Source organism: Paenibacillus aestuarii, assembly GCF_027789125.1.
Taxonomy (GTDB): Bacteria; Bacillota; Bacilli; order Paenibacillales; family NBRC-103111; genus Paenibacillus_E; species Paenibacillus_E aestuarii.
In genome coordinates this window covers 30,248-42,370 of the sequence record NZ_JAQFVF010000045.1, presented here as the reverse complement: position 1 = coordinate 42,370, position 12,123 = coordinate 30,248, and the positions used below count along the sequence as shown (strand labels likewise).

Genomic DNA, 12,123 nt, shown 5'->3' with positions numbered 1-12,123 from the left:
CAGTAAGTCCCAAATCCAAATCAAGCCAAATAAATCACTTTTCCTCGCTGATGTAAAGGTACATTTCTGACAAAAGGGTACCGTACCGGCGCTGCTTCTTCGCCCCTCCCCCCGTTCACTGTCCTGCACCGCCCCGCCAAGCCGGCATTAAGCGCGGTTAATTCACCGTTTTCCGGTAGCTGCTGGGCGATACGCCCGACACTCGTTTAAAAGCGCGGCGAAACGCATGCGCACTGTTATAGCCGACAAGCTGCGAGATTTCATCAATCGTATGCTCGCTGTTGAACAGCAGGTCCGTCGCTTGCTTGATGCGGATTTTCTCCAAATAGTCCGATACATTCTCGCCGGTCTGCTCCTTAAACAGCTGAGAAATGTACTTCTCGGGGAGCTCCACAGCAACGGACACCCGGTACAGATTCAAATCGGCATCCGAATAATGCTGCTCCAGGAAGCTCACGATTTTATGAATCATTTCGCCCGTACTGTCCTCTTTCTTCCTAAGCACCCTGCTGCAGAACGCTTCCAGCAAACCCAAAATTTCTTTGCGGAAGCGCTCCAGGCTCATCGAAAGCTGCAGTTGCTCCACACGGGGCTTGAGGCCCTCCGCTAACGCTTGATCGGTAAAAGGATTATGCTGCAGCAGCTTGTGAAAGGTCCCCTTCAGCTCGCCGAACAACTGCATCACCATGTCCGCAGACAGCTGCCGCTCGGCGAAGTTTTGCTCCAGCAGCCCATCGAATATGCGGCGCACCTCCGGAAGCTCGCCGATTTTGACGGCATTCATCATCCGCAATTCGAGATCGATCGGGTAATAATACGAGCTCGATTCCTTGATGATGCAGCGGTACCAGCAGGTTTGAGCTTCATCTAATAGCACCGAATAATCCAGAGCCTGTCTCGCCTCTTCGAAGGATCGGCTGCTGTCTGACAGCGCATGGAAGCCGTTACCGATCGCAATAGTAATGTGCATGCGGTATTCCTCTCTCACATGCTCGCGAAGCCGGTCGAACACGGCAGCGATCTCTTCGGCCGCCACGGAAGCGTCCGCCTCATCGTACGTGATCAGAATCGCCATTTTTTCCGAATCCATATCGGTCACATTGATTTGCAGCACGCTGCCCAGCTCTTGAAGAAATTTTTTCATCAGCAAGCGCGCCGCATTCAGCTCATGAATAATTTCCTGGCTGACCAGACCGCTGTAGCCGTTAATCCGAAGGATTGCCACATAGCCGGATGCATCTTTTACTTTCATATTTGGCATGGAATCGAGCAGCGTGCGAATTTCTTGCAAGGACTCGAACTCCCCCCTGAGCAGTCGCTTCAAAAAAGCATCCTCCAACAGCGGCTGTTGCTGCTTCAGCTCGTCCTCCAGCGATTTCTGACTGGCAAGCAGCGTAGAGATGTTCCCTTGCAAAAAGTCGTACTCGTTCTTGGCCTTGTAGCCGGCCTGTCCAGTCTGCTCCCGAAAAATCGTTACAATCCGGTTGATGGGCGCACTGTTTTTATAAGCAAGTAATAAAGCCGCGACAATCCCAAAAAGCAGTGTAGTAATCGTAATCGTCCATGTCACTTGAGCGATGAACACCGATTGCTTCATCACATTGCTCTTGGGCAAGCCGATCACATACTTCCAGCCGTTAAAAGTCGACTTCGAGGAAATGAGCAGCGTCTTGTCATCGACCAACGTATGCGTCGTGCGGCCATCGATGGGGTCCGGGACATGCAGCGCCTTGATTTGCGCATCCTCGATGCCGACACGGGCGATCGTTCGCCCCTCCTTATCGCTGATATAAGCCCAGCCGCTATATTGCGTCAGGGTATGCTCCAGCATTTTGGCGATTTCGTTCTCATCGATCAAAATGACAGCCGTTCCGAGCGAATGCTGAAAGCTTTCGAAAGGCAAAGATTGCAGGTAGGTGATGACGTTCGTCTTTTTACCGTTGTTGTTGAACGGTTGTGATGGCAGTACTTCTCTACGGTGCAGCTTGCCCAAAATTTCCTGCTTCCACTGGTCTCGATTCATGCCCTCATAATGAAATAAGTCGTAATAGTCCTCAGGCCGCACATATACGCCCGACGGTGTAAAAATGACATTATAGTTATTCAAGTAAATATAGAAGTCTTCCAAAAAATTGTTCGTCAAGCTGTATGCCGCCGTGTTCCGCCATGATTTCCATATGGCATACACATTGAAATGATCGCCGTCCACCCGCTCGTTCATGACATAATTCAGATCCTGATCCATCGACAGCTGTCTGGTGATGTTTTCGACCTCTTCCATTCTGCGGTCCAAAATGTCCTTGCTTTGACTCAGCAGCATTGCGCTGGCCTCCAGAGAGCTCGTTTTAATGATGTTCGAAGAAACCAGATATGAAATGTAGCCGGTCAGCATCGGAATTAACAAAATGAGCACATAGGAAATCAAAAAACTTCGAAAAACGCGGGAATGCTTCAGTTTCAGCGCCAGCACGGAACAATCACCTCATCTGAGTGTATATCGATAATACGAAAGCGTTTCCATTTTTTTGTTATATTGTCATAGAACGAAAACGGAACATTAATGGCCTCTTAAAATATGCTCGATTCGCTTATCCGGTAAAAACCAGATCAAGGCAACAAGTACGAAAAAGAAGCCGGATATCCAAGGACTCTCATAAGCGGTCAAGACCGCGAGCAAGTAGAACAAGGGAGATCATTTTCCCTTCAAGTCTCTGCCCATCGTCAGAACAAATGAGGAATCGCTGGAATACTGGTTCATAAGCGCTGAAGCAGCCAGTATGAGAGCGCCGCGAGAAGTAAAACAATACCGTACAGCGCTGTTGGTGTTGCTGCAAAATGACTTTCACTCATCCAGGCAGTCGTGAACGGCACAAGGGATAACCAGAATAGAAGCAGCAAGTAAACCACATTAAACATCCAGTTATTATTTCTTTGGTCTTCTCTATAAATAAAGATACGGACCCACATCCCAAATCAGCACATGCAGGGCAAATATATATTGAATTCTTTCCATTTGAAAAATCTGGCTTACTCAATAGTAATAACCTTGAAATTTGTTCTTGCTGAAATTCCTCACTTCCCCACCCTAAGCAAGATACAAAGTCAAATTCCTTAGCATACATATCGTATAAGGATTGTCCGTCTATAATAAAATCTGCAAAATATATAGGTCCTGGATAACCGTCCCTCAAACGCATGTTGAATTCTAATTTCGATTTTTTCATTAAATCCTCACTCTTTAGAGAAAAATTATCATCTTATAAGAATTAAACCATTTATAGAACATTCCTGCTCATTAAATGAATAAAAAAAGAGACCCACAGCAACGGGCCGCGAGTCTAAGTTATATACATCTTTCAACTAACGTCTCCCGTTAGTTCAGTGACTGGTTGCTTTTATAGCAATGATTCAATTACTTCTTCTAAATCTATTGGCTCCGTCGTTGTTTCATATCTTGCTTGAACGTGCCCATTTCGATCGATCAAAAACTTAGTGAAATTCCACTTAATTCCGTCACCAGCGTATATATCAGGATACTTTTCTTGCAGAAAATTCTGCATCCATTGGCCATTGGCAGTTTGAGTGTCGAAACCTCGAAAGGGTGCTTGTTCAGTTAAAAATTTGAATAATGGATGAGCATTTTGACCCCTGACCTCTACCTTCTCAAATAACGGGAACGTCAACCTAAAGTTGCTCTTACAGTATGCCGACACTTCCGAATTATTCCCCGGCTCTTTCTCATTAAATTGGTTACAAGGAAAAGCTAGTATTTCCAACCCTTGCTTACGGTACTTTTCGTAAAGCTTTTGTAGATCAGCAAATTGACGAGAATAACTACATCTACTAGCAGTATTAACAATAAGGAGCACTTTCCCTCTGTAAATAGATAGATCAGCAAACTTACCGTCAATGGAGTTTGCAATAAAGTTATAAAATGACATCTGATCACTCCCCCTCATTAGGTATTTATGATATATCATATGGCAGGAAACACTATTGCACAAATATATAATACGAATTATATTCATAGTTATAACCTATAAAAGTCACTTCTATGAAACAATGGACAGCTGTCTACCGTTGCGGTCTGCCCATTGCTTTTTCACTATCGTGTCCGCTAGCGCAACCCTGCGTAGTAATTTATTGAATTATGCCATCCCGCAAAAGTTTTTAAACATGAATACCAGAGGAGCAATGCTGATTTGCTGGAAGTGTGTCCGACCGCGCACCGAGGACTATTCCAAGGAGTAGTCCTCCAATTTCACGAACGAGTACCCCTTTTGCCGGAGCTCTGGGACGGCAAGCTTGATGCCGGCGGCGGTTTCCTTGGTCGGTTGGTTCATGTGGAAGATCACGATGGAGCCGGGCTTCACCCGGCTGAGCGCCTGCTCGATCTGCTTGGCCGAGAAAGTTGCTCCGGCATCGCCGAGCACATCGAAACCGACGGGTTGCAGCTCTAGGTCGCCCAACACCCGAACGGCCACGTCATCATAGAAAGCAGTACCGCTGCGAAACAGCTTCGTTTTTCGGCCGGTCAGCTCCTCGATCATTCGTTTGTTGTATAGCGCTTCGTCCACGACCTCGCCCACGGATCCCGTACCCTTAACTCCGTAGGCCGACTTGCCGTTTACTGAGAGCGGCTTGTGTTGTTTGCCATGATTCTCGATTTCAAACAGCGGATTTGCCGCCAACGACTGAAAAATATCCGGGTTAGCGTCGATCCAGCGGCTGTTGATGAATAGAGTGGCAGGGATCTTCTCCTCCGTCAAGTAATCGATCAGCACCTTATCGTATCCACTGCCTCCGGGACCGCCACAAGCGTCGAACGTCAGTGCAACAACACGATCAACCGTGGCGAGCCGCCGCTTGACGCCTGGCACCGATTCTCCCCAGGAACGCGGCACGGCTTGCTCATATTTGTGCATGAGCGCCGTTTTTACGGTAGCATCCGCTGACGTTGCTGCATCCACCGACGTTGCTGCATCCGGTAGTGTAGCACGAGCCGCCCTATCAGATGCTTGTGCAGGCCCACCCGGAGTCGGCGCAAGTGTAGCCGGGGCAAACCCTGGTACGGCCGCCGCACCGCCCTCGGTTATCGAACTGATGTGCTGTGCACTCGGCGCCTTTGACTTCTCTGTCTTGCCGGAGCACGCTGCGAGCCCGCAGAAAGTGATAACCAATATCACTCCTATCGAAATGGCATGCTTTATTGTAATCCCCTCATTTCTTTCGACGCAATCAACCTTATCGGTGATGAAGTTGAGCGAAAATACTATAGAAACTAAAACAAGCGATGGGTTTAGTTTCATCGCTGCGCTATCGCGTCCCGTTAGTTTAGTTATAATTAGAAATCTCTATCAGATTCCCATCCGGATCTCTTACATAAACAGATGTTATCGATCCTAATGCTCCTGTTCTTATTACAGGACCATCTTCAATAATTACTTTACAATCACCTAAATGATGTATCACATCGGGCATTTGAATATCCGTTAAAAAACATAAATCAGCGGTTCCAGACATAGGCGATTTTGCTTTTGGTTCAAATTCTTTGCCTACTTCATGCAGGTTTATCTTCTGTTGTCCAAAATGCAGTGCCTTTCTCCCCTCTCCAAAGGTAATAACCTTCATTCCTAAAACTCGGGAATAAAAATCACATGTCTTATCAATATTTGTGACAGTCAAAACCAGATGATCTAATCGATTGATGTTTATTTCAATCAGCCCCTTTTGTGTAATGATCCTAAATTAATAGTACGACTTGCAGCTCTATAATCCTGCCTGTTAATTCAACCAGCCTTAAGGGGCTCCCAATGACATGGAGCCTCTTCATTTTTCCACGTTAAACTGCCAGTTAGTTTAACGCCTGCTTGCTGAAAATTGATCGCGTCTTCAACCTGTCTAGAGGGCGGTGTCTAGAATGTTGGGAGATTTGTGTCACATGACTAAAATGTAGGGAAATTTGTGCATTTTTCTATGACACAAATCTGCCTACATATTTGACACAAAGTTCCCAATATTAGCCGGCTTTGTTTCCACTTACCCATAAAAAATGCAAACGATAGGGTATGCTCTCCTTCCTCTATAGAAACCTCCAGATTAGTGAACAGTCTTTGAACATTTATAATCGTCCCCATTTCAAATACATGCCGGTTACTTTAATTTACAATTTTCTAAATCGTCTTTCTGGATGAGACAAAAACGCCACTAACACTCGAGTTTTAAAGTTCTCCAATACTAAATGTAAGCCGAGCGTTTTTTAATACCTTTTTGATTAAACCCATTGGTACCTGGGAATAATTCCCTGAAGAGGTTTGGATAATTGGGGGATATTAGTGCAGAACAAATTAGGTAATGATCTCATCGGCATCCATGCTGCGTTTTCGGTCATCATATTGGCCGTAGGATTAATGAATCACGTAATGGTCATCCCCCCCCTTCTCCATGAGGCAAAGCGGGATGCTTGGGTAAGTGTATTGTTTTCAATACTGCCCTACTTAGTGTGGACAACCCTTTTATACTTCATTATGCGGAAAACACACCAACAGCATCTTTTTCCTTGGTTGACACAACATTATGGAAAAGTGATCTGTGGAGCATATCGATGTTTTTTCATTATATACCTCTTCTTGATTATAGTGATGACGTTAAAGGACACGACAAGCTGGGCACATTCTTCTTATTTGCCTCGCACTCCTCACTGGGCCCTTTCCATTTCCTTGGTGCTGCTCTCCTGTTTTGCTGCACAATACGGAGTACAGACCATTGCGATTGCATCAGGTATTTTGTTACCTTTTGTCATCATTTTTGGAGACTTTGTCATGAGCTCTAATCTTCCCAAAAAAAATTACTCCTTATTAACACCTGTTTTTGAAAATGGAATAGGACCAATGATCAATGGGAGTTTGTATGTTGGCGGAGGGGTGGTCGAACTGATGATCATTCTACTCTTCCAGCACCAGATCAAAACGAAAATCCCTCTCTGGAAGCTTTATTTGCTTGCTTGCTTTTTAGTCCTATTGATATTGGGACCCGTAACGGGAGCAATCGCCGAATTTGGACCCTTTGAGGCTGGTGAATTACGATACCCTGCATATGAAGAATGGCGGCTTGTCACGATTGGGAAGTACATTCGCCATGTGGACTTTTTATCTATTTATCAATGGCTATCAGGAGCCTTTGTCCGTATAGCTATATCGATGTATTTACTCATCGAACTGATGACAATTACCAAGCAAAAGAAGAATTCTGTTGTATTATTATTGCTTCTCAGCATCGTTATCGTAACCATTGTAGGATTACCCATCAGTGATATGCAGTATACCGCGTTCTTAAAGGGGTTCTACTTGCCCGCATCCCTGTGGGGTGCCATTTCAGTAGTGGTTACTTTATTTTTATTGGTGTTATTCTCCAATAAGAAGGTGGATAGGAATGAAATCTAATTGGTTTCGGAGATTTATTACAAAAGAAGAAAATGTCCGAGTTGTATCGGAATCTTTCACTCCGTCTTCTGAAAATAAGGAATGGACGGCGGAAGAGATTTGTCATCTATTTAGAAAATCAGCGGACATCAAAATGGAAACATACGAGTTGGGTGACATGGAGCATTTGCAAAGCGTATTGCTTTTTTATTGCGAAGGGCTAACGGACACAAAACCGATGAACGAATATTTGATTCCTCGTTTGACGGACTTAATTAATAATAATTTCAGTATGGATCTGGATAAAAAACTCAAATTAGACCGCATTCATCAAAAAGAAGAAATCATTGATCGTGTGTTTTCTGGCGAACTCGTTCTATACTTTGAACACTTGAATGTCATATACACAGCCGATACCGCATCCCCCCCTCAACGTCAGCCCGAAGAATCGAATACCGAGATATCTATTAAAGGCCCTAAAGACGCGTTTGTAGAAGAACTTAGTACCAATGTAGCATTGGTTCGAAAACGGCTGCGCAGCAACTCTTTATGCTATGAACAGTTTACCATAGGGAAACGAAGCCGCAGTAAGGTTGCTCTTCTCTATGTTGAGGATATTACGAAAACCGAGATCGTAGACGAAGTCAGATCACGGTTGCAGCATATTAATATGGATTTGCTGTTCAGCAGTAGTCAATTGGAAGAAATACTTTCGGATTCTTCTCGCTCGCTATTTCCACTGCTGCATTATACCACTCGTCCCGATTTTGTAGTGGACTGTCTTGCAAGAGGCAGGTTTATCGTGATCGTTGAGGGGGCACCAACTGCCGTCATCGGGCCGGCGAACTTAACGCTGCTGCTGAAGACGCCAGAAGACTTCTATATTCCATTCTATATGAGCTCGTTCGGACTGCTGTTTCGCTTCGCCGGTCTTGTGATCTCTTTACTGCTTCCCGGTTTCTGGGTAGCACTTGCCTCTTTCAACTTGGAGCAACTTCCTTATCCCTTCGTGGCCACAATCTCTCTTTCACGTATTGGACTGCCTATGCCTGCGCCTTTGGAAGGATTCTTAATGATAGCTCTGTTTGAATTGTTCAGGGAAGCCGGTGAGCGTCTGCCAAAAGCAGTTGGGCAGACGGTTGCCGTTGTCGGAGGTATTGTCGTCGGTGATGCGGCTATTCGGGCCGGTCTTGCGTCCACTACCTTTCTCGTTATTGCAGCTATCACTGCCGTCTCCAGTTTTACTTTGGTCAATCAGTCCCTGGTGGGTACTGTCAGTATCATCCGACTCTTTGTCATGCTATGCGGGTCTACACTCGGTATTTTCGGATTTAATCTATCGGTCATCGCCATTGTCGTATATCTCTCTTCGCTCAAATCCTTTGGGGTACCGTACCTTGCACCTTTATCCCCGATACGCTGGAAGGATGCTGTCATGGCGCTGATTCGTAAGCCCTGGTACATGAAAACCCGGCGAGCGGAAATTTTGCAGACCAAAGACAGTACCCGGCAACAGGAGGAATCCTAATGCGCAGCATAGGGAAAATCGCTATTATTTGGCTGCTAGTGCCGTTGCTATCCGGGTGCTGGGATATTAAAGATATACAGGAAATCAACTATGTCACCTCGATTGGGTTTGATCTTGAAAATAACCAATACCGCGCGTACGTACAAATGCTTGACTTTTCCTCTGTAGCGAAATCAGAAGCAAGCAAACCGACACAACCAATGCCGGTTTGGGTGGGGGTAGGTACAGGGGAGACTCTGATTGGAGCATTCAATGATCTGTATAAAACCTCGCAAATGCGAACTGCATATGGCCAGCTTAACACCGTAGTAATAGGTGAAGGCATCATGAAATCAGGTATGAAGGATGTTAGGGAACTCCTGAATCGCTATTATGAGTTCCGTTACACACCTTGGGTGTTTGGAACTAAACAACGCATCGATGAATTGTTTGAGATCACCCCTTTTTTTAGCCTTTCTCCATTGATGTCCGTGCTGAATCAACCTCTTGAAGTATACAAACAACAATCTCTCATCGCACCTTTGACATTGAGAGAGTTTATTTCGGAGACACGGGAACCTGGAAATTCAGCATTATTACCTTCGTTGTCAATCTCCAATCATACTTGGAGAAGTAACAAACAGCAACAGCCTTTGCTGAAGATTGACGGTATCTTTGTATTTCAGAATGGAAATTTCCAAAAATGGTTCGGATGGAAAAGTGTTCAAGGACTTAGGTGGGTTGAGCCTAAGACCAATCGAAGTCCACTTCTGATCCGTTCTGAAGGTAAGCCTCAAGCATCCGTGTCCTTGGAAAAGCCGAAAATAACAATTATTGCTCAGTCGGGACAGGAACATGTTGCTTTTAATATGGACATAAAAATTTCAGGATATATCAGTGAAGTTTTACAACCGATACCCGAAGCACTTCTGGAGCTAAGGGTCGCCGAGGAAGTTCAGAAAGAAATTAAAGATACCTACGAAGAAGGGCTTAAAAATGGATTGGATTTGATGCAGTTAGAGCACACCCTATACCAAAAGAATAACCAGGAGTGGAAAAAATGGCATAATCGAGGGGACTTTAGACTAACTCCTAGTTCCCTAAACATTAGGGTAGATGTTAAATTAAACCATGCGGGAAAGATCAAGTACTGATTCTCCTGTGCTAGCCGCCCATTACTTGGAGCTTGATATAAAGCTGCTGCGATGAATGATCCGGTCATGGTTCGTTCATTAATCAAACACATTAATACGACGAAAGTCTATAATTTAGGTGGTTTTGTGTCACAAGACTACAATGTAGGGGAATTGTGTATTTTTCTATGACACAAATTTCCCTACATAAAAAATTATAAGCTTGATTTCTCAAGCTTTTAGCATCGGTTTATGTAGGTACTTTTGTGTCATTGGACATCTCTTATCATCCATACCGTACCCGTTTACTTTCATTTTTTCTCATCTGAACTTTTGACTTTGCCTTTCTTGCCTTACTTATGTGAACATCCATGGAGCAAATATAATGATACATCCTATGGCTACGGAATACGTCTTATCCCATAAAAGATCAAAGAAATGAAAAACAATTCTATGTAGAAATCATTCGTCACCGAGCATTCCACCGAAATCATGCAGGTATAGCCCCCGAATACCATTTATTTCATTTTATTGTTCCAGGATATATACATTAACGTCTTGAAAGCCGAAACGCGATACCTTTTCTACACTTCCAGGAAGGAAAATATCAATACGATTCCCTTTTATTGCGCTTCCTTGATCGGTTGCGTAAGCAATCAAACCGTCACTAGGCAAATCCTTGTCAATGTCATCATAGCCGGTAATCAAAACCTTGGATCCCATTGGAATGATAGATGGATCTACAGCTATAGTTCCCAATTTAAGAGGATTTCCATAGTAATCAATAGGTCCCCAACCATTTTCAGAGGGATGACTGGAGTACGCGGTGGCCTTCACCGAAATCTTCTTTTTAAATGGTTGAGCTTGTCCTTCAATCAAAATGGAGTTAGAGGATGCAGAGGTGGAAGATACACGAACACTCTTCCCTGTTAATGCTGAAGGCAGCGTCAAGACTAAACCAGCGTATAAATTCTTTGGATCGACTTTAGGATTGGCTGCCAAAAGCTGATCTAAAGGAAGCTGCAACTTCTTGGATATGATCCAGAATGTATCTCCATCCATTACGGTGTAGCGCAGATCTGGTAGATTCACAAGATCCCCTGGTCGCAGATTCAACGGATTAATATTTGGATTTGCTTTTAGAACCAAAGCTAAAGGAATTTTGTTAGCTATTGCAATTTTCCATAAAGTATCTTGGGGTTTTGCCTGATAAGTAGAGGCAAATGCAGGGGTTCCAAGGCTAGTGATAGCAAGCCCTGTTACTAGAGCGAAGATCGTTTTCTTAAGATGTTGTTTCATGCTACTCCTCCTTTTAATAAGCCTGCGAGGTTAGTTGTCGGGTTAGGAATGAGGATACATCCCCTCGTCAATGCGATTCACCCCAAGACGCGGCTACGTCATAAAGCTCCCCCGCACTTTGGAATTACGATTTAGTCCTTCCAAAGTTTTGGCATTTTTCTTAAAACATAGTACCATAAGTATCTTTTTTCATGAATATGAAATTGGTGGAAAAAATATTGAAGAAGACCAACTGACTGTAAATTTTAGGAACTCGGACCTAATGTCATTTGCTGTGAGGTCCTGTTCGTCTTCTGTAAAAATAGCGGTCTCAAAGCCAGCCCTTGTCTCCACTAAATTGAATTGAAGTACCTGCTTTGCAAACTGTAGTGCGGTTTTTACCAACTCTCAACCGCGACTCCTGTCCCTCTTGCTTCCTTAAGCAAGTACATCTTCTGCAACTCGCATATATGTTCCTCAGTCAAGCCGTATTCAGCGATCCCGCAGCCGCCAAGAACCTTTCCGCTCTCATCAAGTGCAACCCAATATGCTCTGCCCTTCTGGTTATAATAATTGGACAGAATGGCTTAAGCTTTCGTCTTCCCATGCAAAACCGAGACGATACACGCCTTTTATGGTACGTTGAAAAAGCAGAGCATCTCTGTCAGCGTCCGCCCGGAGCATGGGACGAATAGCGATGCGGCTTGCGGTCAGCTGCGAAGCAAACAGATCAAGAAATCCGGTGAGGATAGCTTGGTAGCGCGGTAAACAATAGGGTTTGGCA

Annotated in this window: 10 protein-coding genes, 1 pseudogene and 1 riboswitch; of the genes and pseudogenes, 4 read left to right on the top strand and 7 right to left on the bottom strand. The window is 44.5% G+C overall.

Features of this window, described 5'->3' with window-relative positions:
- Positions 1-157: 157 nt before the first annotated feature.
- The 5 genes from O9139_RS19350 to O9139_RS19330 all read right to left on the bottom strand — a co-directional run bounded on the left by O9139_RS19350 (position 158) and on the right by O9139_RS19330 (position 5,691).
- Positions 158-2,470 (bottom strand): helix-turn-helix domain-containing protein, encoded by a 2,313-nt coding sequence (locus tag O9139_RS19350; protein WP_270881115.1) that lies wholly within the window; start codon positions 2,468-2,470, stop codon positions 158-160.
- A gap of 376 nt (positions 2,471-2,846) precedes the next feature.
- The gene (locus O9139_RS19345) at positions 2,847-3,224 is read right to left on the bottom strand and encodes a hypothetical protein (protein ID WP_270881114.1); all 378 of its coding nucleotides are present in this window, start codon (positions 3,222-3,224) and stop codon (positions 2,847-2,849) included.
- A 171-nt stretch (positions 3,225-3,395) separates the two neighbouring features.
- Positions 3,396-3,941, bottom strand: coding sequence for a glutathione peroxidase (locus O9139_RS19340; RefSeq protein ID WP_270881113.1), 546 nt, complete (start codon positions 3,939-3,941; stop codon positions 3,396-3,398).
- A gap of 294 nt (positions 3,942-4,235) precedes the next feature.
- Complete coding sequence (locus O9139_RS19335) at positions 4,236-5,180, bottom strand: polysaccharide deacetylase family protein (RefSeq protein WP_270881112.1); 945 nt, start codon at positions 5,178-5,180, stop codon at positions 4,236-4,238.
- Between the two features lie 154 nt (positions 5,181-5,334).
- The gene (locus O9139_RS19330; RefSeq protein ID WP_270881163.1) at positions 5,335-5,691 is read right to left on the bottom strand and encodes a VOC family protein; all 357 of its coding nucleotides are present in this window, start codon (positions 5,689-5,691) and stop codon (positions 5,335-5,337) included.
- Between the two features lie 644 nt (positions 5,692-6,335).
- Here O9139_RS19330 and O9139_RS19325 point away from each other — a divergent pair.
- Genes O9139_RS19325 through O9139_RS19315 form a run of 3 tightly spaced genes read left to right on the top strand, consistent with a single transcriptional unit; the run spans position 6,336 to position 10,082 of the window.
- Positions 6,336-7,442, top strand: coding sequence for a GerAB/ArcD/ProY family transporter (locus O9139_RS19325; protein WP_270881111.1), 1,107 nt, complete (start codon positions 6,336-6,338; stop codon positions 7,440-7,442).
- The gene (locus O9139_RS19320; protein WP_270881110.1) at positions 7,432-8,949 is read left to right on the top strand and encodes a spore germination protein; all 1,518 of its coding nucleotides are present in this window, start codon (positions 7,432-7,434) and stop codon (positions 8,947-8,949) included. Before O9139_RS19325 ends, O9139_RS19320 begins: the two co-directional genes overlap by 11 nt.
- Entirely contained in the window at positions 8,949-10,082 is a 1,134-nt protein-coding gene (locus O9139_RS19315; RefSeq protein ID WP_270881109.1) for a Ger(x)C family spore germination protein, read from the top strand. Before O9139_RS19320 ends, O9139_RS19315 begins: the two co-directional genes overlap by 1 nt.
- Before the next feature lie 507 nt (positions 10,083-10,589).
- On the opposite strand, the gene O9139_RS19310 is transcribed toward O9139_RS19315, so the two are convergent.
- Positions 10,590-11,360 carry a LysM peptidoglycan-binding domain-containing protein gene (locus tag O9139_RS19310; RefSeq protein ID WP_270881108.1) on the bottom strand — a complete coding sequence of 257 codons (771 nt, stop codon included), beginning with the start codon at positions 11,358-11,360 and terminating at the stop codon, positions 10,590-10,592.
- Between the two features lie 2 nt (positions 11,361-11,362).
- Positions 11,363-11,524: riboswitch (cyclic di-AMP (ydaO/yuaA leader) on the bottom strand.
- A gap of 213 nt (positions 11,525-11,737) precedes the next feature.
- Positions 11,738-11,920 carry a GNAT family N-acetyltransferase gene (locus O9139_RS33195; RefSeq protein ID WP_333742770.1) on the bottom strand — a complete coding sequence of 61 codons (183 nt, stop codon included), beginning with the start codon at positions 11,918-11,920 and terminating at the stop codon, positions 11,738-11,740.
- Positions 11,921-11,954: 34 nt separating this feature from the next.
- Between O9139_RS33195 and O9139_RS19305 the strand changes: the two are divergent.
- Positions 11,955-12,107 (top strand): annotated as a pseudogene (locus O9139_RS19305) (23S rRNA (adenine(2503)-C(2))-methyltransferase RlmN); the annotation flags it as partial.
- Between the last annotated feature and the right edge of the window lie 16 nt (positions 12,108-12,123).

What these genes read in the sequence shown, in the direction of transcription:
- O9139_RS19345 (WP_270881114.1), bottom strand. Translation starts at nt 3,224, where the DNA reads ATGAAAAAATCGAAATTAGAATTCAACATGCGTTTGAGGGACGGTTAT.
- O9139_RS19340 (WP_270881113.1), bottom strand. Translation starts at nt 3,941, where the DNA reads ATGTCATTTTATAACTTTATTGCAAACTCCATTGACGGTAAGTTTGCT.
- O9139_RS19320 (WP_270881110.1), top strand. Translation starts at nt 7,432, where the DNA reads ATGAAATCTAATTGGTTTCGGAGATTTATTACAAAAGAAGAAAATGTC.
- O9139_RS19315 (WP_270881109.1), top strand. Translation starts at nt 8,949, where the DNA reads ATGCGCAGCATAGGGAAAATCGCTATTATTTGGCTGCTAGTGCCGTTG.
- O9139_RS19310 (WP_270881108.1), bottom strand. Translation starts at nt 11,360, where the DNA reads ATGAAACAACATCTTAAGAAAACGATCTTCGCTCTAGTAACAGGGCTT.